This is a genomic window from Streptomyces sp. NPDC048106, from assembly GCF_040706415.1.
Lineage (GTDB): Bacteria > Actinomycetota > Actinomycetes > Streptomycetales > Streptomycetaceae > Streptomyces.
Genome location: NZ_JBEZND010000038.1, coordinates 1 through 21475 on the forward strand (window position 1 = coordinate 1; position 21475 = coordinate 21475).

Here is a 21475-nt window from a genome sequence, read left to right on the forward strand (position 1 = left end):
GGCTGCACACCTACAATCACCACCGCGGACACACCGCGCTGAAAGGCCAACCACCCGCCAGCCGCGTCCCCAACCTCACGGGTCAATACACCTAGCGCATGAGCCCGATCCCCGTCAGCACCACCGCCCCGGCCACCAGGCGCAGCCGTCCGAACGGCTCCCGGAACACCAGGGTCGCGATGACCGCGGCGACGAGGATGCCGGTCTCGCGCAGGGCCGCGACCGCGGCGACCTGGCCGTGTGCCTGGGCCTGGACCACGAGGCCGTAGGCGGTCATGGAGAGCACTCCGCCGAGCAGGCCGGTGCCGAGGACCGGGCGCACCTGGGCGAACAGCGCGCCGCGGCGCCGGGCCAGCGCGATCAGGGGCATGACCGGGCCCTGGAGCAGGAACAGCCAGGCGGTGTAGGCGAGGACGTCGGAGGAGTGCCGCACGCCCATGCTGTCGACCAGGGTGTACGACGCGATGATCGCGCCCGAGCCCAGCGCGGCGCCGAGGGCCGGCAGCTGGGCGCGGCGGATGCGGCCGGAGGCGAGGGCCAGGGCGGCGAGGCCCCCGGAGACCAGCAGCACGCCCGCCGCCTGGACCGCGGTGAGCGCCCCGCCGAGCAGGGTCACCGAGGCGATGGCCACGAGCAGCGGGGCGACGCCGCGCGCCAGCGGGTACATCTGCCCGAAGTCGCCCAGTTGGTAGGCGCGCAGCAGGAAGAGCTGCGAGGCGACCTGGAGCGCGGCCGAGGCCGCGAGGAACGGCCAGGCGCCCGCCGGGGGCAGCGGGGTGAGGGTGACCAGAACGGCCGCGCAGCCGGTGCACGCGACGCTGATCAGCGTGAATCCGACGAGCTTGTCCGGGATCCGGTGGGCGATCGAGTTCCAGACGGCGTGCAGCACCGCGGCCGTGAGGACGGCGGCGAGCACTCCGGCGGACATGGTTCCTGGCATGGTGCGGCGACTCCCGGACGGGACGGAATGGAATTCCACGGTACGCTATGGCCATGGAACAGAATTCCACCAGTGGTTCCGCCGGTACCGGTGGTTCCCTCTCCGCACGGATCCGGGCCCGGCTCCCCGAACTGCGCGAGACCGAGGCCCGGGTGGCGCGGGTGGTGCTCGACCAGGGCGCCGCGCTGGTCCACCTCAGCGTCAGCGACGTGGCCGCGCTGGCCGGCACCGCGTCCTCCACCGTCGTCCGCACCTGCCAGCGGCTCGGATTCCGGGGCTTCCAGGAGCTGAAGCTGGAGGCCGCCCGGCACGCGGCCGCACCGCCCCCGCCGCCGGTGGACGAGCCCGCGGCCCACGCGCTCGCCGCCACCCTGCACGCCTCCCGCGACGCCCTGGACGGCGTCGCCGCGACCCTCGACACCGGCACGCTCACCGCCGCGGCCGAGGCCCTGCACGCGGCGTCGCGGGTCGTCGTCCTGGGCGCGGGGCTGTCCGGCGCGGTCGCCCTCGACGTCGCCTACCGGCTGCGCGCCCTCGGCTGGCCCGTCGACGCGCCGCCCGACCCCCTCACCGCCCAGCTCGCCGCCGCCCAACTCCCGCCGGAAGGCGTCTGTTTCGCCATCAGCCACACCGGGGCCACCCGCACCACGGTCGACGCCGCTCGGCGCGCCCGGCAGGCCGGGGCCACCGTGGTCACGCTCACCAGCTACGCCCGTTCGCCGCTGAGCGAGACCAGCCACCATGTGCTCGTCGCGGGCGGCCAGGACCTCGTGTTCGGCCTGGAGACCTCCGCCAGCCGGATCGCCCACCTCGCCGCGGTGGACGCCCTGACCCATCTCCTGATGGGCCTGCGTCCGGAGACCGCCCGGCGCCACCTCGACCTGTCCGCGGACATCACGGCCGACCACGCCTACTGAACACCCGTCAGAAGAAGGGGGGTTCACGCGGCCAGCGGGTCGAGGACCAGCGGCTCGATCCGGCCCTCCAGCATCTCGCCGAGCCCCCGGGCCGCGCACAGGTCCGGGCGCTCGGCGATGAACACCGGCATCCCGGTGGCCTCGCGCACCCTCTGGTCGAAGCCGGGCAGCAGCGCCGAGCCGCCGACCATGATGATCCCGCGGTCGGCGAGATCGGCCACGAGGTCCGGCGGGCACTCGCGCAGCACCTTGCCGATGCCGTCCAGGACGGCCGTCAGCGGCGTCTGGATCGCCTCCCGCACGGACGCCGTGTCCACCCGTACCGTGCGCGGCAGCCCGGTCGCCACGTCCCGCCCGTTGATCTCGGTCTGCGACGGGCCCTGCGGGGTGAGCCCGTTGCCGGACAGGGCCAGTTGCAGCGGACGTACCGACTGGCTGGGCAGCACCAGTTCGTGCGCGTGCCGCAGGTACTGCACGATCGCGTGGTCCACCGCCTCCCCGCCCACCGGAATCCGCTCGGCGGTGACGATCGAGCCCAGCGACAGCACCGCCACCTGGGTCGCCGCCGCCCCGCACACCATGATCATGGTGGCCTCGGGCCGCTCCACCGGCAGCCCGCAGCCCACCGCCGCCGCGATCAGCGTGTCCACCAGCTCCACCCGGCGCGCGCCGAGACCGAGCAGCGTCTCGATCGTCGCCCGCTGGGCCAGCGGATCGGCGTCGTGCGGGGTGCACGCGGCCGCCCGCAGCCGGGCCTTACGGCGCAGCGACCGGCGCATCTTGTCGCCCATCAGGTGCCGCAGCATGCGCTGGGCCATGTCGATGTCGACCACCGTGCCGCCCGAGATGGGCCGCACGACCCTGATGTAGTCGGGGGTCCGGCCGGTCATCTGTTCCGCGAAGTCGCCCACCGCGATCAGCGAGCCGGACCGCACGTTCACGGCCGCGACCGAGGGCTGGTCCACGACGAGCCCCGCGCCCTTCACGTACACCCGGGTTCGGGCCGCGCCCAGGTCGACGGCGAAGTGACAGCGGCGCAACTGCTCCAGGCTGACGGACACGGCAGCTCCTCCCGGGCGCGGGCATTCGGCTTTTCCTGCTCACCGCATCCTGCGCGGCGCGGGGGGCCGGGCGCCTTTTCTGGGGGGCCGGGCGGGGCGCCGCCGAACGGGGGTAATCGCCGGGCTCCCCGGAGTGTCGCCGGGTCAGGAGGCGCGGATCGCCTCCAGCAGCGGTTCCAGCGAGGAGACCACGGCCCCCGCGCCGCCCTCCCGCAGCAGCCGGCGCCCGGCGGCCGTGGGGGAGAACCCGACGAAGGGCAGGCCGAGCCGCTGGGCCGCGGTCAGCTCGGCGACCGAGGAGCCGAGCAGCACCCCGCGGCCGGCCGGCGTGCCGAGATACTCCAGCGCCCGCAGCGGACAGTGGGGGTCCGGCGTCAGCAGACCGAGATCCTCCCGCCGCCCGTGCACCCCCGCGAGCGGCAGCCGGTACGACTCCACGCCCCGCTGCACCGCCCGGGAACTCACGTCCGACACCACGCTCACCCGCCGCCCGGACTTGTGCAGCGCGCGCACCAGCGCGAGCGAGCGGTGCGTCATGGGCGCGTCGGGCACGGCGGCCAGCTCCAGTTCCTCCAGCCGGTCCCGCAGCAGCGGCCCGAGCCGGTCGTGGGCGAACGCGCGCAGCAGATCCAGCGGATGCGGGAACGCGTCCCGGCCGCCCGGCCCCGCGACCGCCGGCAGTGGCCCGCCCGCCAACGCGTCGGCGGGATCGCGGTGTTCGGCCACGATGTTCAGCAGATCGAGTACGGCCGCCCGTGCGCTCTGCGCCGTGAACAGCCGGGTGAGGGGCCCGTCGAAGCCGATCAGCACGCAGTCGGCCTCGGCGAGCAGCACCCCGGGCGGCGGGGCGGCGGCGGGCGCGGGGCCGGGCGCGCCGTCCGTGCCCAGCCGCACGGTGTACGACACGCTGAGCCCCGGCACCGGCCAGTCGCGCACCCCCTCGTTGACCGCGCGCTCGGCCGCGCCCGCCCGGCGCGCCGGATGCCGGCCGGTGATCCGGGCCGCGGCGCCGCGCAGGTGCTCCAGCAGCCGGGCGGAGACGGCGGCGACCCCGGCCCGGACGAAGGCGACGGGGTCGTCCACCTGCCAGGTCAGCTCCGCGACGGCCGTGAACACGGCCTTCCCGGAGCTGGGCAGGGACAGGGTGTGCCGGGCCTGCCGCACGGTGAGGTCGACCGTGTAGTACGTCTCGGGGCGGGGCGCCCGGGTGCCGTACGGGTGGATCGGGTCGAGCAGGGTGAGCGGGCCGTCGGGGCGGGTGTGCACGACGGCCGTACGGCCCGGGGCGGGGACGCCCAGCTCGCGCAGGTCCCGGGTGATGAACGGGCCCTGGACCAGCTCGCGTCCGGGGTACTCGGCGGTGAGCGGGCAGTGCCAGGCCGCCGGGGGCGAGTCGGGGGCGTCGTCGCTGTAGAGCGGTTCGAAGGGCGGCGCGTCCCGGGCGGCGGAGCTGGCCGCGAAGTCGTCGTACAGCGCGGGCGGTACGAGGACGTCGACGCCCCCGGCGGTCTCCGGCGGCCGGACGAAGACCGGTCCGAACGTCACGCGCAGCCGCGTCGGCTCGGCCAACCCGGCGAGTGCGAAGGGGAGTTCGCGCAGCGCGGCGGCCAGCACGGGCAGCAGATAGGTGCCGGGCTCGACGCCCACCCGGTAGCCGTCCGGGCGGGCCCGCACCTGGAACCGGCCGGCGGGCAGGGAGCGGGTGACGATCTCGTGCACGGCGGCTTCGAGCGTGATGCGGGCCTCGGGGCGGCCGGTGAGGTCGTCGGTGGTGAAGAGGATCTCGGTGCCGCCCGGGTCCGGGTGCCCGGGGGCGAGCCCGGCCAGGATCTCCGTGACCGTCCGCAGCGCCTCGGCGCGGCTGCCCTGGCTGATCGGCGCGGCGTCCAGGCAGGTCAGGACCGGTCCGTTCGGGGAAAGGACCACGGAACGGGCGGTCACCTCGCCGCGCGGTCCCTCCTGCGCGTACAGAGCGAGGACCGCCTCGCGGAGCCGCAGCCCCAGGGCGCGCACCTCGTCGCGGGACAGCCCCGAGGAGGCGTCGGCCACCTGCTGGTGCAGCGTCGGGCCCTCCACGAACTCCCGCACCAGGTAAGGCTTTCCCTCGGCGAAGCCGTGGCCGAGGACCCGGGCGATCCCCGGATGCGCCACCCGCGCGAGGCCCTGGCAGAGCTGATCGAAGGGTTCCCGGTACTCGCCGGGCACGTACCGGCACACGACGACCAGCGCGCCCCCGTCCCGCGCGTCCTCGGCGACCCACCCCCCGATGCCCGCGTCCGACCTCCGCACCAGCCGGTACCGGCCCGCGAACAGCCGCACGCCGGCGGCCGGCGCCAGCCTGCGCACACTGTCCTCGCTGAGCATGGCGACCGGCTGCCGCTCCACCGGCGTCGGCGTGCCCCCCGGGGACGGCACCACCGCCCGGAAGCCGCCCGGCGCCCGGCCCGCCAGCTCGTCGATGAACTCGCCCATGCGGTCCAGGAGTTCGACGGTCCGGTTGCGCTCGGTCCGGGGCAGCCCGAGCAGCAGCAGCTCCCGTACGCCCTCCCGGAAGGCGTACGAGCCGGGCGGGGCGCCCGGGAGCGTGGTGAGCATGCCGCTGAGCACGACCTCGGCCAGGTGCCGGGGCCGCGGCTCCGGTTCCACCGCGGCCTGCACCAGCCGCATCACCGGCAGGTCGGGCCGCCCCACCGCGAGATGCCCGGCCAGCCGGAACGCCTCCGGGGACGCCGTCGCCCGGAACCGCAGCACCAGTTCCTCGGCGGACAGCCTGCCGACGTCCGTACGGTCCTCCGCGTCGCCCGGCAGCGGCCGCCCCAGCCGGGCCGCCGCCGCCGGGAACCGGGTCCCGCCGGGCGCGCTGATCAGCCCGGCCCAGTTCGCCAGCCAGCGCGGCTCCGGCTCCAGCACCGGGAGCACCACCGCGCCCGCCCCGCCGTCGGTCTCCGGCCGCTCGTACGGCGCGAACGTGAGCGCGGCCGAGGGCGCCACGGGATGCGGCGCCGAAAGCCGGCCCGGCGCGGCGGGCAGCGCCGACTCCCGCCACAGATGTTCGGGCAGCGGCTGGACGACGGCCAGCGGCATCCGGCGCGCCCAGCGGTGCAGGGTGGTGTACCACAGGGTGCCGGAGGGGCCCTCCCGCCACTGGGGGCCCATGCAGTCGCTGATCAGCAGGGTGACAGTGCGGCCGTCGGCGGGGAGCCGCCCGTCGGGGCCGCGCACGGCGCCGTCGGCGTCGGCGCGGTACAGGGCGACCGTGCGGAAGGCGCCCGACTGGGCCAGCGCGGTGTGCAGTTCCCGGATCAGGGGCCGCCACACCGGCATCGTGGGACCGGCGTCGTACACCAGGTTCAGGCTCAGCCAGCGTTCCCGGGCGGGGCGCAGCACCGGCAGCCACCAGTCCGGGTCCGCGCCCAGGCGGGCGATGCGGTCGGCGGTGGCCCGCTCGTCCAGCTCCCGGCCCACGGGCGCGTCGACCCGGCGGCGCAGGGGGCGCAGCGCGCGCTGGAGGGCGAGCGGGTGGCGCAGCATCGGGGGCGCGGGGGCCAGCAGGGTGGTGTGCGGCCGGTGGTCCGCGGCGGGCGCGGGGGAGGGGAGGCGCAGCGGGACCCGGGAGGGGGGTTCCGGCGTGGGTGGCGCGGGGTCCGGCCGGTGGTCCTCCACCTCGGGGAGCCGGGACGGAGCTCCGGCGAGACCGGGTGGTGGCGCCGGTTCGGTGGTCCTCCGCGCCGGGGTGTCGTCCCCCGCGCGCTCGGCATCCGCCTCGCCGTCGTCGCCCATGTGCCGCGCCAGCCAGAGCAGTTCGGCCAGTTCGCGCGGCGTCGGGGGCACGCCCCGGCCCGCCTCGGCCAGCACGGCGGCGAGGCGGACCAGGGCGTCCCGCGCGTCCGGGGTCTCAGAAGACATCGCTCTGCGTGCTCTGCCCCAGGTGCGGCATCAGCCGGTCGGCCAACTGGTCCAGGGAGCCGGCGTCCAGGTCGCTGGTGCGGGCCAGGTAGATCGCGTTGAGCAACTGGTCGGTGGCCAGGTCGCCGGTGCCGGTGCGGTCCAGGAAGCGGGCGATCAGCTCCTGCGCGTAGGCGTCCGGCTCGCCCAGGTGGGCGCGGACGATGTCGGCGAGGTGCCGGTCGTCCGGCCGGCGCAGCCGCAGCGTGACGCAGCGGCGCAGGAAGGCGGGCGGGAACTCGCGCTCGCCGTTGCTGGTGAGCACGACGAACGGGAAGGCGCGGCAGCGGACCTGGCCGCGCACCACCGGGACCGGCTCGCCGGTGCCGTCGGCCGGCACCCGGGCGGTGCCGTCCGGGGTGAGCCGGGCGGCGCGCACCAGCTCGGGGATCTGGTACTGGCCCTCCTCCAGCACGTTCAGCAGGTCGTTGGGCAGGTCGAGGTCGCTCTTGTCGATCTCGTCGATGAGCAGCGCGCGGGGGCGGGCGTAGGGCAGCAGCGCGGTGCCGAGCGGCCCGAGGCGCAGATGGTGCTCGATGCCCGCCTCGTCGGGCGCCTCCGCCATGGGCTCGCCCGCCTCGCCGGGCCCGCCGGGCGCCGGACCCGCGGGTTCCGGCCGGTCCTGGCGGGCGACCTGCTGCCGTGCCGCGTACAGGCGGGACAGGGGGTCGTACTGGTAGAGCCCGTCGTTGAGCGTGCTGCGGCTGGTGATGTTCCAGCGCAGCACCGGGCCGAGCCGCAGCTCGCGGGCGACGGCGTACACCAGGGAGGACTTGCCGGTGCCGGGCGGGCCGGTGACCAGCAGCGGGCGGCGCAGGTACAGGGCCGCGTTGACCAGTTGCACCGTGTCCTCGGTGGCCCGGTACGTCTCGGCGCGGTGCACCCGGTCGGGGGAGACGGCCGATCGGTCGGCGGCCGCGTCCGGCGGATCCAGCACCGGGCCGCCGTCGAAGGCACGCCAGGGCGGCGGCGGGGGCAGCCGCGCGATGCCGTCGTGCGGCGCGTTCGTACCGGTGTAGACGGGCCACAGGGGCATGGCTTCTTCTCCGTGGTGGTGGTGCGGGCGGTCAGTCGACGGGGGAGTGCAGGCTGGCGGCGGGCTCGGGGAAGCAGCGGGGGTCGTCCCAGAGAAGCTGGAGATCGCGCGCCCAGTGCCGGTCGGGTTCGTCGGCGGCGTCCGCGGTCAGCCGTAACGAGAGGACGTGGCGCGGGAGTTCGGCGGGCGGGACCTCGGCGACGGCGGCGGCGAGCTGGTCCAGGAAGGCGCTGCCGGGGCACGGTTCACCGGCGCGGGGAGGGGCGGCGGACACGGTGACGGCCGTGTCCCGGTGCCCGCTCCAGTCCCGGCGCGGCTCCTCGTACCCGCCCCCGCCGTGCCCCGCGCACGTCCGCTGCTCGTGCTCCCCCTCCGGGCAGCCCGTACGGGACCACAGCAGGACCGGGACCGGGACGGTGAGGCCGATCTCGAAGTGCTCCCGGGCCGCCGCGGGCGGGACCGCGAACCCGGCGAGCCCCGCGTCGCCGTCCCACAGCCGCTTGCGCAGGCTCGGCGGCCGCTCCTGGCTGCCGCACTCCACGCGGTGCACCTCCACCGGGCGCCCGGTGTCCAGTTTCTGCCACTTCTTGCGGAGCTGGTGCCGCAGCCGGTTGCTGCGGTGCCGCGCGCGGTCGGTCACCACGAGGGGGTAGGCGCAGCCGAGCGGAGTGCTGTCGTCCACGCCGCACTCCCAGTGCGCCACCGCCTCGTTGAGCCACTCGCGCGGCAGCACGAAGGTCACCAACTCCTCGGCGTCCGGGTCGAGATGGGCGACGGCCTCGTCGATGCGGTGCTGGACGTACGACCGTACGCCGGTGCGCGGCAGCCGGCGGGTGCCCACCGGGCGGCGCTGTCCGTCGCGGTACGCCGACACCTCCACGGTCACCTGGTCGGGCCCGGCGCCGCTGTGGTCGATCTCCACGACGACCGGCGCCCAGGGCGGGGACTCCTTCGCGGCGGGCGGCGGCACGGGCGCGGCCGGCGCACGGCCCGCGCCCACCAGTTCCCGCAGCCGCCCCGCGAACCGGTGCACCGCCGCCGGATCGGGCACCTCCCACTGCACATAGGCGGCGGCCGCGCCCAGCGTCGGGAACCCGCCCTCGGGCAGCGGCGGCCCGAAGGCGCCCACCGCGTCCACGTACAGCCGGTTGGGATCGCACTCCCGGGCACCCGGGGCCCGCCGCAGCAGTCCGTACAACTCCCGCAGCACCTCGGTGTGATGGCCCGGCGTGGGCACCAGCTCGCCCAGTTCCGGCCAGTACCGGGCCAGTACGTCCAGCGGCAGCATCCGGCCCTTGCGCACGTCCGGCGCGTCCGAGGCCGAGGTGACCATGCCGACCACCCGGCCGTCCGGCAGGGTCGCCGCCGCCCCGCTGAACCCGGCCACGATCGGCTGCCCGTGCCCCTGCCAGGCCACCAGCTCCAGCCATTCGTCCGCGATCAACTGCCCGGACACGGCCCGGTATTCGGCGAGCGTGCCCTCGTCGTAGCCCGCCGGGAAGCCGTAGGCGACCAGCCTGGGGCGCGGCTCGGCGTACGCGGCCTGGGGCGGCGCGAACCCGGCCGGGGCGAGCGGGACGTCCCGGTCGAGTTCCAGTACGGCCACGTCGCCGGGGTCGGTGGGGCCGCCCGCCCAGCCGCCGTGCGCGACGACCGACGCGGACACCTCGCCCAGCTCCCTGGCGTGCGGGAAGACCACGGTCACCGCGTCCTGGTCGCTGAAGCGGACGACATGGGCACAGGTGAGCACCCGGCGGGCGGTGACCAGGAAGCCCGCGCCCACCTCGTGGCCGCAGTGGATCCGGGCATGCCAGGCGGCACTGTTCATGGGCGCTCGGCGGGCTCCGGTCCGGCGGCGGCCTGACCCGGCACGGCGGGCACCGTGCCGCCCGCCGAAGTCCCCGGTGCCCAGCTGAGCTTGACGACGAGCTGCCCCTCGGCCGCCCCCTTGGCGATGACCGCACCGGCCTCGGCCGAGATCTTCACGCCGAACTCGATCTCCACCGAGTCGGGCCGCAGGCTGCCGTCCCTGAAGACCCGCAGCGCGGCCTCCGCCGCCGCCCGAACGCCGTCCAGCGCGCCCTCGAAGGTGCGCGTGGCCCGCACCATCTCGTCGCCGCGCGAGACCAGCCGGGTGCCGGGCCGGGGGCTCGCGCCGGCCCCCTCCACCACGACGAGCGCGCCGTCCTCGGTCCTGAACTCCACGAGCTGGTCCATGACTCCGCTCGTTCCCCCTCCGTAGCAGACCTGTGGGCAACCCCCATGGTACGGACGGGGCTTCGCGGATCCCACTCGATACTCCGGGCGGGTCAACCGCCGGAACGTGGCGAGAACCCGCCACTGTGACAACCCGCCACGCCCGGCCTCCTGTGCGCCCCCACCACTCGCACCACACTCGTGCCTGCACGCAAAGCATGTACACGACAGTTCTGAACGAGCCATTCCGGGCGCGCGATCCGGACGTGGAAGAGGGCGTGGATGACCAGAGGACCAGTCAGACGTCGGGCGGCGCTGCTGTCGGCAGGGCTCGTGCTGGCCGTGGTGCCGGTACCCGGGGCGGTCGCCGCGGACGGGAAGGCCACGGCGGCGAAGCCGGCCGGTGCCGCCCCGAAGACGGTCACCCTGGTCACCGGCGACCAGGTGACCGTCACCGACCTCGGGCACGGCAAGCGGACCGTCACCGTGCGGCGGCCGCGCGGCGCCGAGGGGGCCGTCCGCACCCAGACCAGCGACGGCGACCTCACCGTCGTACCGGACGAGGCGCTGCCCTACCTGCGCGCCGGGAGACTGGACCGGCGGCTGTTCGACGTGAGCGCGCTGATCCGCCAGGGCCTCACCGACAGTCAAGCCAAGTCCCTTCCGCTCATCGTGGGTTACGCCAAGGACACCCGTGCCCCCGCCGCCGCCCCGGCCGGCACCCATCGCACCCGGAGCCTGCCCAGCCTGCGCGGCGCGGCCGTCGAGGCGGGCAAGGGGCGCGCCTTCTGGCAGTCGTTCACCCGCGGTGACGGCGTCTCCAAGGTGTGGCTGGACGGGCGGGCCAAGGCCGACATGGCCGAGAGCAACGCCCAGATCGGCACCCGGGCCGCGTGGGACGCGGGGCTGACCGGCAAGGGCGTCACCGTCGCCGTGCTCGACACCGGCGCCGACCTGACCCACCCCGACCTGGCCGGCCGGATCAGCCAGTCCAAGAGCTTCGTCGACGGCGAGGAGGTCGCCGACCGTAACGGGCACGGCACCCACGTCACCTCCACCCTCGGCGGCAGCGGCGCCGCCTCCGACGGCAAGGAGAAGGGCGTGGCGCCGGACGCGACGCTCGCCGTCGGCAAGGTGCTCGACGACCAGCGCACGGGCAGCGAGTCGCAGATCATTGCCGGGATGGAGTGGGCCGCGCGGGACGTGCACGCCCGGATCATCTCGATGAGCCTCGGCTCCAGCGACCCGAGCGACGGCACCGACCCGATGTCCCAGGCCGTCGACAGCCTCTCCCAGGAGACCGGCGCGCTCTTCGTCGTCGCCGCCGGGAACACCGGCGCCCCCTCCTCGGTCACCTCGCCCGGCGCCGCCGACGCGGCCCTGACCGTCGGCGCGGTCGACTCCGCCGACCAGCCCGCCTACTTCACCAGCGCGGGCCCCCGCACGGGCGACAACGCCCTCAAGCCCGACCTGTCCGCCCCCGGCGTCGACATCCTCGCCGCCCGCTCCCAACTCGTCGACGGCAGCGGCTACTACACCACCATGAGCGGCACGTCGATGGCGACACCGCACGTCGCGGGCGTGGCCGCGCTGCTCGCGCAGGAGCACCCCGACTGGACCGGCGCGCGGTTGAAGGACGCGCTGATGTCCACCTCGCGCCAACTCGACGTCTCCGCCTACACGGTGGGTGCGGGCCGGGTGAGCGTGCCGGACGCCGTGGGTGCCACGGTGACCGCCACGGGCAGCGCCGACCTCGGTTTCCACAGCTGGCCCTACGACGCGGACAAGCCGGTCACCAGGACCCTGACCTACACCAACTCTGGTGACCAGGACGTCCACTTGACCCTGTCGGCGCAGGGGGCCCCGGACGGCGTCGCCACGCTCGCCGACTCCTCGCTCACCGTGCCCGCGCACGGCACCGCGACCACCACCGTCACCAGCGACGCCGCCAAGGCGCCGGTCGGCGAGACCAGCGGGCAGATCGTGGCCACCGACGACACCGGCGCGGTGCGCGCGCACACCGTGTTCGGGCTGGTCAAGGAGGACGAGCGGTACACGCTCACGATCCACGTCAAGGACCGCTCGGGCGCCCCCACGGCCGCCGACGTCACCGTGCAGCGGCTCGCCCAGAACGCGGACCCCGAGTCGGACCACGTCGGCGACTCCGGCACGCTCAAGCTCCGGCTGAAGCCGGGCACGTACGCCCTGACCTCCTTCCTCGACGTGCGGGGCAGCCACGGCGCCGACTCGCTCGGCCTCGGCTTCCTCTCCGCACCCGAGGTCACCCTCGACCACGACAGCGACGTCACCCTGGACGGCACCAGGCTGCGCGAGGTCAGGGCGGCGGTCTCCCGGCGCACCGAGACCCACCAGCTCCTCATGGAGTACGACCGCCACGCGAACGGCACCGACCTGTCCGGCGCGGTCCAGGTGCCCCTCACCTACGACAGCGTCTTCGCCGCGCCCACGCCCGAGGTCACCCAGGGCGGCTTCGAGTACCGCACGGTGTGGCGGCTGGCGAAGCCCCAGTTGGAGGTCAAGGGCATCGGCGAGGCGTCGGTGCAGTCCGGCGGGACGTTGTTCTCCGGGCGGCGGAAGCTGCCCCTGGTGGACGTGGGCGACGGTCCCCTGCCCTCCGCCGTCTCGGGCAAGGCGGTGCTGGCGCGTCTCGCCGACGGCGCCGACCCCCTGGCGCTCGCCCGGGCCGCGCAGGACGCCGGGGCCAAGGCGCTGTTCGTCACGGACGACACGCCGGGACGGCTGATGGACTGGTGGGGCAACGACGACAACACCGACCGCCCGCTGGTGATCGCCACGGTGAACCAGGCGGACGCGGCCCGGCTGCGGGCGGACGCGACGGTCGACATGACCGGCACCCCGGACTCGCCCTATGTGTACGACCTCTCCGAGGGCCACCAGGGGGCGATCCCGGACCGCGACCTCACGTACCGGCCCACGGCGCGCCAACTCGCCGCGCTGGACGTCTCGTTCCACGCGGACCGGCCGACGAGCGGCGGCGAGTTCCGGTACTCCCTCACCGACACCTTCCCCATGGGCATCGGCTTCCAGGAGGACATCGACCTGCCCGCCACCCGCACCGACTACGTCTCCACCGGCCCCGGCCAGCTCTGGACCGAGACCGTCACGATCGGCATGGGCACGCTGGAGGAGCGCGGCGGACCGGTCCGCTACCAGGGCGGCAGCCGGCCCCGGTTGCACTGGTTCCAGCCGGTGTGGCACCCGTGGCTCGGTTCCGGGCTCGGCTGGGGCGAACAGCGCACCGGGAACCAGATCCAGCTCAACACGCCCGGCTGGGGCGACTCGGGCCCCGACCACACCGGCTCCGGTGACGTGTGGGGCGACAGCGGCATGAGCCAGACCACGTCCGTCTACCAGGACGGCACCCTCGCCGACAGCGAGTCCGGCTCGTCCGCCTTCGTCTGGGACGCGCCGGCCGACGAGCACACCTACCGGGTGGTGACCGACACGGCCCTCGACGCCGACCACTGGAAGCTCACGACGACGGGGCACACCGAGTGGACGTTCCGCTCGGCGCGGACCCCGGACGACCACCCCACGACGCTGCCGCTGATCAACCTCTCCTACGGGCTGGACACTGACCTCGCGGGCACGGTGCCCGCCGGGCGGCGCCTGCCGGTGACGCTGGGCGCCCAGTACATGGCCGGGGCGTCGGGCACGGGCACGCTCGGCGGGGGCCGGCTGTCGGTGTCGTACGACGAGGGGGCGAGCTGGCAGGACGTGCCGCTCGACGGGGCCGGCGCGTCCTGGCGCGGCACGCTGGACGTGCCGGGCACGGCCACCTCGGTCTCCCTGCGGGCATCGGCCCGGGACGACAAGGGCGGCTCGGTGTCGCAGGAGATCGTCAGGGCGGTGGGGGTGAGGTAGGCGCCTCGCCGGTGGGCGCGACGATGCCCCGGATCAGGCCCAGCTCCAGCAGATCCTGCGGGCGGACGCGGAGCTGGTCGGCGGTCGCCTCGACCCGGTCGGGGGCGCGTTTGAGGATGGCCGCCGCCAGCTCCGGGGCGATGACCGAGAAGTAGCTGTCCGGGGTGGCCCAGGTGTTGCCGGGGGCGGCCAGCGCGAGGGCACCGCCCGAGCCGCCCTCGCCGATCACCAGCGTGGTCACCGGCACCCGCGCCCCGGCCACCGCCCCGAACACCTCGGCGATCGCCGCACCGGCCCCCTGCCGCTCGGCCGCCGCGTCGTTCGCCGCGCCAGGGGTGTCCACCAGCGTCAGCACCGGCATCCCCAGCCGGTCCGCCAGCCGGATCACCCGCGCCGCCGTCCGGTACCCGGCGGGCCGCGTCCCCGTCCCGGTCTGCGCGGCGAACGCGACGGTACGACCGTCACGCTCGCCGAACCCGCAGAGGATGCCGTCGGGATCCCGGCCGCCGCACCGGTCGCCGCTGAGGAGGGCGTGATGGGCGAAGTAGGCGTCCAGATAGGTTTGCGCGCGCGGGCGTTCAGGGGTGCGGGCGCGCTGGACGGCCACCCAGCCGGTGGCCGGGAGGCCGGGGGCGCCGAGGGCGGGCGGGACGGGGGCGGCCGTCCCCAGTCCCGGCCGGGACAGCAGCCGCAGCCAGACTCCCAGCACCTCCTTGAGGTCCTCCGCCCGCACCACCGCGTCCGCCGACCCCGCCGCCACCTGGGCCTCGGCCGTGTAGGCGGCGGGGTCGGCGTCGGCGGGGCGGACCCGGGAGCCGGCGAAGCCCACCTGGGCCCCGGGCAGGGCCAGGATCACGTCCGCGCCGGCGCCCAGGGTGGCCCAGCCGCCGCCGGTGGTGGGGTCGCGCAGGACGGCGATCTGGGGCAGGCCCGCCTCGCGAGTGAGCGCCGACTGGCGCGCGACCCGCTGGAGCTGGGTCAGCGCGACCATGCCCTCCTGCATGCGGCTGCCCCCGGTGGCGATCAACGGCACGACGGGCAGCCGGTGTTCACGGGCGTAGGTGTACGCCCCGGCGAGCCGGTCCCCGGTGCGTTCGCCCAGGGAGCCGCCGAGGAAGCCGAACTCGAAGGCGATCAGCACGGCACGGGTGCCCGCGACGGCCGCGGTGCCGCAGACGACGGACTCCTCCTCGCCGGTGCGTTCGGTGGCGCGGGCGCGCGAGGCGTCGTACCCCTGCCAGGCGAGCGGTCCGTCGGGCCCGGACTCCCGCACGGGCGGCGGGAGTTCGGCGAAGGTGCCGTGGTCCGTGACGAGGGCCAGCATCTCCCGTGCGGAGGGCCGCCGGTCAGGCATCGGGCAGGGCCCGCTTCATGATCTTCCCCATGTCGTTGCGGGGCAGGACGTCCAGGTGGCGGACGACCCGGGGACGCTTGTGCGGGGCGAGCCGCCGGGCGACGTGGTCGGCCAACTCCTCCGCTACCGGCGGGTTTTCGGGATCCGCCGGGACGATCCAGGCGACGATGCGCTCGCCCAGGTCCGCGTCCGGCTCCCCGGTGACCGCCGCCTCCCGCACGCCCGGGTGCTCCAGGAGCGCGTTCTCGATCTCGCCCGCGCCGATCTTGTAACCGCCGCTCTTGATGAGGTCGGTGGCCTTGCGCCCGACGATCCGCACATAGCCGTCCGGCTCGCGCACCGCCATGTCGCCGGTCCGGAACCAGCCGTCGGCGGTGAACGCGGCGGCGGTGGCGTCGGGCCGGTTCAGGTACTCGGTGAACAGGTTGGGCCCGCGGACCTGGATCTCCCCGACGCTCTCGCCGTCGCGACCGCCGATCTCCGACCCGTCCTCCTCCACCAGCCGCAGCTCCACCCCCGGCAACGGCACCCCGACCGTCCCCGCCCGGGCCTCCCCGTCCGCGCGGACGCTGGTGTTCATCAGCGTCTCGGTCATGCCGTACCGCTCGATGACCCGGCGTCCGGTGGCCGCCGCGATCCGCTCGTGGTCGTGGACCGGCAGCGCGGCCGAGCCCGAGACCAGCAGCCGGGCCCCGCCGAGCGCCTTGGCCAGCCCGGGGTCGCCGGGGAGGGCCTCGGCGATGCGGTGGTACATCGTCGGCACCCCGAACAGCATGGTCGCGCCGTCGGCCAGCGCCCGGGCCACGCCCTCGGTGGAGAACCTCCCCAGGTGCCGCACCGAGCCGCCGCGGCGCAGCGGGCCGAGGACGCCGAGCACGAGCCCGTGCACATGGAAGAGCGGCAGCCCGTGCACCAGCACGTCGTCCGCCGTCCACTGCCAGGCGTCGGCGAGCGCGTCCAGCGTGGTGGCGAGGGCGCGGCGGGGGAGCACCGCGCCCTTGGGCGGGCCGGTGGTGCCGGAGGTGTAGACGACGAGGGCGGGATCCTCCTCGGGGAACTCCGGGTGCGGGACGGCCCCCGCGGCAGGGGCATCGACGTCGACGTCGACCCGCTCCAAGTCCCCAAGAACCGACGGAAGTTGGTCGCCCGGAGCCGCGAGCACCAGGGCGGGCGCGCTGTCGGAGACGATATGGGCCAGCTCCTTCTCGCCCGACTTGGGGTTGAGCGGCACAGCGGTGGCACCGGCGAGCAGCACCCCGACGACGGCGACCACGGTCTCCATCTCGTTCGTCGCCCACACGGCCACCCGCTCGCCCCGGCCGACCCGCCGCGCCACCACCCCGGCCGCGTCCGCGAGCCCGCCGTACGTCAACGACCGCTCACCGAACCGCACCGCGGCCCGCTCCGGCGGACCACCGGCAAGGCCGGGAAAAAGTGAGGACACCCGACGCACTCCTTCACCCTCGGGACCATTGAGCCCCTTCCTACACCAGGATCCGCCCCACGACGACCGTGCCCGGCTCGCGCGCGAGCCGCGAGTCGGGCACGGTCGGCTCAGTCGGCTCAGTCGGCTCAGTCGGCCGAGAGGACGTCGGCCACGACACAGGTCACGTTGTCGGGGGCGCCGGCCGCGAGCGCGGCCGCCACCAGTTCCTCCGGCCCGGCGCCCATGGCCAGCAGCTCCCTGATCCGCGCGTCGGGGACGACCTCCGTCAGCCCGTCCGAGCACAGCAGATACCGGTCGCCGGGCAGCGGCTCCTGGAGGCGCAGGTCCGGGACGGGATCCGCGCCGCCGCCCAGCGCCTTGGACAGCAGCAGCTCGTGGGGCGACACCCGGTGGTCCTGGGTGAACCGGCACAGCTCGCCGTCGCGCAGGAGGTACGCCCGCGAGTCCCCGATGTGCGCGAGCGCCAGCCGGGTCCCGGTCCACAGCAGCGCGGTGAGCGTGGTGCCGACCTCGTTCGTGCCACGCGCCAGATCCGCCACCGCCACCCCCGCGGAGCGCACCGCGTCCTCCAGTGCCCCGAGCACCCCCAGCTCCCCGTCCGCGGGCAGCGATTCCGCCTCGTCCAGGAACCGCAGCGCCTCCACCGCCGCCCCGCTCGCCGCCGGCCCCGCGGGCCCGAACCCGTCGGCGACGGCGAGCAGCCTGCGGCCCGCGTACACGGCGTCCTGGTTGGTCGGGCGGACGAGTCCGCGGTCGGTGCGCGCGGAGTGTCGTAGTGCCAGCATGATGGTGGGTTCCCTTCCCGATGCGTCGGTGAGCTGCTCGACGAGAAACGCCGCGAGGTCCCGCCGTACCGCCGTCTCCGCCTCGACCCGCGCCCAGTACGCGCCGATCTCCCGCGCGGCGTCGCCCGGTTCCAGCGCGCACACGGCGCGTATCGAGGCGAGCGGCATCCCGAGCCGCCGCAGCCAGGCCACGAGCCGGGCCCGCCCCAACTGCCCGGCGGCGTAGTACCGGTAGCCGGTCTCGGGGTCGACCCGGGCGGGCCGCAGCAGCGCCAGCTCGTCGTACAGCCGAAGCGCCTTCGGCGACAGCCGGCTCAGCCTGGCGAACGCCCCGATCGTCAGCAGTTCCATCGCGTCCCCGTCTCCCGTCGTCCACCACCGATGCTGGGGCTTCACCAAAGGTGAAGGTCAAACCCCCTGTCCCGGTTCCGGGCCGCTTGTTAACCTCGCGGATGTTCGAACGCCGTACGACAGGGAGTCCCGCCGTGCCCCGCATAGCCCTCGCCACCTACGACCCCGGCACCGGGCCGAGCAAGGACGCGGATCTGCCGTCCCTCGTACAGGCACTGAACGACGCAGGCGCGCAGGCGGACGCCCCCTACTGGGACGACCCCGGCACCGACTGGTCCGCGTACGACCTCGTCGTCATCCGCTCCCCCTGGGACTACAGCTGGCGCGCGGCGGAGTTCACGGCGTGGCTGGAGCGGGTGGCGCGGGCGACCCGGATCGCCAACCCCGCCGAGATCATCCGGTGGAACATCGACAAGCGCTACCTGGGCGAGCTGGCCGCCGCCGGCGTCCCCACCGTGCCCACGACCTACCTCGCCCCGGGCGAGGCGGCCGGTCCGGGCCTGCCCACGGACCACGAGTACGTCATCAAGCCCACCTCAGGCGCCGGCGCCCGGTTCGCCGCCCGCTACACGGCCGCCGACCACGAGACGGCGGCACGGCACCTCGCGCGGATGCACGCGGAGGGCTTCACCGCGATGGTGCAGCCCTACCTCAAGGGCATAGACGTCACCGGCGAACGCGCCCTCCAGTTCTTCGGCGGCCGGCTGCTGCACGCCAGCCGCAAGGGCGCCGTCCTCGCCCCCGGCACGCCGTACGACGCCGACAAGGTCGCCCACCCCGATCTCACCCCCTGGCAGCCGAAGGACGACGAACTCGCGGTGGCGGAAAAGGCGTTGGCGGCCGTACCCGCCTCCTCCGCGCCCCTCCTCTACGCCCGCGTGGACCTCGCCGACGGCCCGGACGGCATGCCCCGCCTGATGGAACTCGAACTGGTGGAACCGAACCTCTTCCTCTTCCTGCACCCGGACTCCGTCCCCCGGGTGGCGGCGGCGATCCTCGCCCACCTCGACCAGGTCCGCGACGACGTCACGGCGTAGGAGAAGCGGAGCCGGGCGACGGGTCTCGACGGCTGACCCGCGCGGTCCGCTGAAGCAGGCCCCAGGTGAACTCGGCCACCACGTCATGGCGTACGCCGTCCCGGTCCGGCGCGGTGAAGGCGAGGCCCCAGCGGGTGGGGGCGGTGCCCTCCAGGGGGCGGGCCGGGGGGAAGGCGCGGGCCAGTTCGTCCACGGTGCAGGACCAGGGGACGAGGTCCTCCAGGGTCCGCAGCTCGGGCCCCACCGCGTGGGGCGCCCGCACGAGCCACTCGTTCCAGACGGCACCGCGGGGCCCGACCAGCACCTCGAACCGCAGGTCGGGCCAGAGCGGCAGCGGCCATCGCCGCGCCTCGCACTCGGCGTCGCCGATCCTGCGGGGCTCGACGCTTTCGGGTTCCCCGAGGACCGACCGGTACCGCGCGGCGGCGCTCCGCCCCCTCGGCGACCGCACCATCGCCTGCCACCGCTTGTTGGCCTCCCGCATCTCCGCGATCGACACGCCGAGCGCTCTCCGGGCCTCGTCCACCAGGTCCGGATTGTGATCGGCCATACGGCGCAGCAGCACCAGCTGGAAATCGAGGGTCATGTTCCTCATGGTGCCCCGCGCCGGTTCCCGGGGTCCGTCACTCCGGCACCGTTACTCCGGCACCGTTACTCCGGCACCGTCACTCCGGCACCGTCACTCCGGCACCGTGACGCTCGGGGCCAGGGGTCGCGGCGGCCAGGGACCGGATCGTCGCCAGGTCCTTCGGGCGGCGCAGCGCGTCCGAGATCGAGGCGATGTCCTTCAGGAGGCACGTGGGCTCGGCGTCCACCCCGGCCCCTCGCCCCCCGTTCTCGATCGCGTCCAGGATGCCCACCGCGGCGGACAGCGCGCGGGCGCGCTCCGCGGGGCGGCCCAGGGTGAGTGCCGCGGCGTACGCGCGGTCCGTCAGGTCCGGGTCCACGTGCCGGGCGAGCGGCAGCAGCGCGTCCCGGATGTACGTCTCCCGGCGGATCAGCCGCAGCTCCGTCCGCGCGCGCAGCGAGAACCGCGGGCCCGAGCCGTTCGCCGAGCGCAGCAGGCGGTACAGCGGGCCCAGCCGGTGGTGCGCCAGCCGGATGCGGCACCGGTCGTGCAGGGCCTGCCCGGCGTGCGGGAGGATGAAGCCGGCCGCCAGCAGGGTCGCCGAGAACGACGCCACGGGCGGGGCCAGGTCCGTGCTGAGCCAGTCCGGGTTCCGGCCGAGCCACCGCGCGACCACCGCCGTCACCTTGGACGCGTCGTACAGCAGGCTCAGCACGTACCCCGCGCCCAGCAGCCGCAGCCCCCACCGCAGCCACGGGTCCAGTCCCCGGTCCCGCACCCAGTTCCAGATCAGCCGGGAACTCAGCGCGCAGGCCACGGTGTGGGCCAGCAGATAGAGGAGGATCTCCTCGCGCATGAAGGGTGTTCGGGCGTAGTACGTGTCCAGGTCGCGCACCCGCTCCACCGGCACGTCGGCCAGCAGGAACAGCACCCACAGCGCGACGACCACCGTGGCGTACCCGGACACGATCCACCGCGTCGCCCGCCGGATGGCCGCCGACCGCTCGGCGAGCCCGTTGCGCCAGGTGACGATGAACAGCAGCCCCGCCCCGGAGTTCGCGGCGATCAGCGAATAGCAGAACGGCGCCGAGAAGTTGGGCACCCCGGTGAGCACGTTCATCCGGTGGATCATCGCCGGCATGCAGAACACGAACACCGTGCAGGAGAACAGGAGCACCCCGCCGACCGCGCGCAGCAGGGGGTCCCGCCACAGCCGGATGATCGTGGGCAGCTTCAGCAGCAGGGCGGCGGTCAGCAGCGTCGTCGGGACCCAGAAGGAGATGTAGAGCCGGCCGAGCAGCACCGAGGGGTCCAGTGCCAGTGTGTTCACCGCGCCGCTCCGCCCCGCCCGCGGTAGCCGAGGGCACGCTGCAACGGGTCGGGCGGCGCGTCCCCGGAGCCGCCGAGCCGGGACCGGAACAGTGTGGCGAGCCGGTGGCCGAAGTCGTCCGCCTCGGCCTCGTCCGCCTCGCGGGAGCCGTTGCGCGCGGCCACGGTGAGCGCCATGTCCGGCCAGCCGGGCGAGTCGGCGAAGGCCCGTGCCGCGGCGTCGCCGGCCAGATGATGGTGCCGGTGCCCGGCGTGCAGGTGCCACAACTCGTGGCCGAGGATGACGAGTTGCTGGACGTCCTCGGCCCGGTCCTCCACGATGACCAGGTCGAAGTCGGCGAACTCCACGCAGAGCCCGGTCACTTCGATCTCGTCCGGGAAGCGCTCGAATCGCAGCTCCAGGGGCCGTCCGCCGCGCAGCGTGCTCATCTCCTCGCACAGCGCCCGGCACAAACCCCGTACATCGTCGGGTGCTTCGGGCCGCGCGCGGACCGCCGTGGCCAGCTCGCCCGCCAGGGCGCGCATGGCCGTGCCGGCACCGGAGCGCCGCAACCGTGCGGTCAGCCGTGCCGCCCGCTGTCGCGCGCCCGCGATGCCCATCCG

15 protein-coding genes are annotated in these 21475 nt (G+C 75.1%); 3 read left to right on the forward strand and 12 right to left on the reverse strand.

Annotated elements, in window-relative coordinates; translation table 11 throughout:
* Nucleotides 1-91: 91 nt before the first annotated feature.
* The gene (locus tag AB0927_RS30590) at nucleotides 92-928 is read right to left on the reverse strand and encodes an EamA family transporter (RefSeq protein ID WP_366671009.1); all 837 of its coding nucleotides are present in this window, start codon (nucleotides 926-928) and stop codon (nucleotides 92-94) included.
* Between the two features lie 65 nt (nucleotides 929-993).
* On the opposite strand from AB0927_RS30590, the gene AB0927_RS30595 reads away from it, so the two are divergent.
* The gene (locus AB0927_RS30595) at nucleotides 994-1857 is read left to right on the forward strand and encodes a MurR/RpiR family transcriptional regulator (RefSeq protein ID WP_366671010.1); all 864 of its coding nucleotides are present in this window, start codon (nucleotides 994-996) and stop codon (nucleotides 1855-1857) included.
* 23 nt (nucleotides 1858-1880) lie between these two features.
* Here AB0927_RS30595 and AB0927_RS30600 read toward each other — a convergent pair whose 3' ends face one another.
* From AB0927_RS30600 to AB0927_RS30620, 5 genes are all read right to left on the reverse strand, one after another.
* Entirely contained in the window at nucleotides 1881-2918 is a 1038-nt protein-coding gene (locus tag AB0927_RS30600) for a rod shape-determining protein (RefSeq protein ID WP_366671011.1), read from the reverse strand.
* Nucleotides 2919-3062: 144 nt separating this feature from the next.
* Nucleotides 3063-6824, reverse strand: a complete 3762-nt coding sequence (locus tag AB0927_RS30605; RefSeq protein ID WP_366671012.1) for an SAV_2336 N-terminal domain-related protein — start codon at nucleotides 6822-6824, stop codon at nucleotides 3063-3065.
* Complete coding sequence (locus AB0927_RS30610) at nucleotides 6814-7899, reverse strand: MoxR family ATPase (RefSeq protein ID WP_366671013.1); 1086 nt, start codon at nucleotides 7897-7899, stop codon at nucleotides 6814-6816. Before AB0927_RS30610 ends, AB0927_RS30605 begins: the two co-directional genes overlap by 11 nt.
* Nucleotides 7900-7930: 31 nt before the next feature.
* On the reverse strand, nucleotides 7931-9727 hold the full coding sequence (locus AB0927_RS30615) for a trypsin-like peptidase domain-containing protein (protein WP_366671014.1): 1797 nt from the start codon (nucleotides 9725-9727) through the stop codon (nucleotides 7931-7933).
* Entirely contained in the window at nucleotides 9724-10116 is a 393-nt protein-coding gene (locus tag AB0927_RS30620; protein WP_366671015.1) for a CU044_2847 family protein, read from the reverse strand. Before AB0927_RS30620 ends, AB0927_RS30615 begins: the two co-directional genes overlap by 4 nt.
* 261 nt (nucleotides 10117-10377) lie before the next feature.
* On the opposite strand from AB0927_RS30620, the gene AB0927_RS30625 reads away from it, so the two are divergent.
* Nucleotides 10378-14001 (forward strand): S8 family serine peptidase, encoded by a 3624-nt coding sequence (locus AB0927_RS30625; RefSeq protein WP_366671016.1) that lies wholly within the window; start codon nucleotides 10378-10380, stop codon nucleotides 13999-14001.
* Here AB0927_RS30625 and AB0927_RS30630 read toward each other — a convergent pair.
* The 3 genes from AB0927_RS30630 to AB0927_RS30640 form a co-directional block, all read right to left on the reverse strand.
* A complete protein-coding gene (locus AB0927_RS30630) occupies nucleotides 13979-15355 on the reverse strand; it encodes a carboxyl transferase domain-containing protein (protein ID WP_366671017.1) in 1377 nt (458 codons plus the stop codon). The two genes, AB0927_RS30625 and AB0927_RS30630, sit on opposite strands and share 23 nt — an antisense overlap.
* Nucleotides 15348-16799, reverse strand: a complete 1452-nt coding sequence (locus AB0927_RS30635; protein WP_366671018.1) for an acyl-CoA synthetase — start codon at nucleotides 16797-16799, stop codon at nucleotides 15348-15350. Before AB0927_RS30635 ends, AB0927_RS30630 begins: the two co-directional genes overlap by 8 nt.
* A gap of 128 nt (nucleotides 16800-16927) precedes the next feature.
* Nucleotides 16928-17938, reverse strand: coding sequence for a MerR family transcriptional regulator (locus AB0927_RS30640; protein ID WP_366671019.1), 1011 nt, complete (start codon nucleotides 17936-17938; stop codon nucleotides 16928-16930).
* Nucleotides 17939-18072: 134 nt separating this feature from the next.
* Between AB0927_RS30640 and AB0927_RS30645 the strand changes: the two genes are divergently transcribed.
* Nucleotides 18073-18975 (forward strand): hypothetical protein, encoded by a 903-nt coding sequence (locus AB0927_RS30645; RefSeq protein WP_366671020.1) that lies wholly within the window; start codon nucleotides 18073-18075, stop codon nucleotides 18973-18975.
* Here AB0927_RS30645 and AB0927_RS30650 read toward each other — a convergent pair.
* From AB0927_RS30650 to AB0927_RS30660, 3 genes are all read right to left on the reverse strand, one after another.
* Nucleotides 18965-19561 (reverse strand): hypothetical protein, encoded by a 597-nt coding sequence (locus AB0927_RS30650; RefSeq protein WP_366671021.1) that lies wholly within the window; start codon nucleotides 19559-19561, stop codon nucleotides 18965-18967. The genes AB0927_RS30645 and AB0927_RS30650 overlap by 11 nt on opposite strands.
* A 79-nt stretch (nucleotides 19562-19640) precedes the next feature.
* Nucleotides 19641-20873, reverse strand: a complete 1233-nt coding sequence (locus AB0927_RS30655) for an MAB_1171c family putative transporter (protein ID WP_366671022.1) — start codon at nucleotides 20871-20873, stop codon at nucleotides 19641-19643.
* On the reverse strand, nucleotides 20870-21472 hold the full coding sequence (locus AB0927_RS30660; protein ID WP_366671023.1) for a toxin-antitoxin system, toxin component family protein: 603 nt from the start codon (nucleotides 21470-21472) through the stop codon (nucleotides 20870-20872). The genes AB0927_RS30655 and AB0927_RS30660 overlap by 4 nt, the downstream gene beginning before the upstream one ends.
* Nucleotides 21473-21475 lie beyond the last annotated feature (3 nt).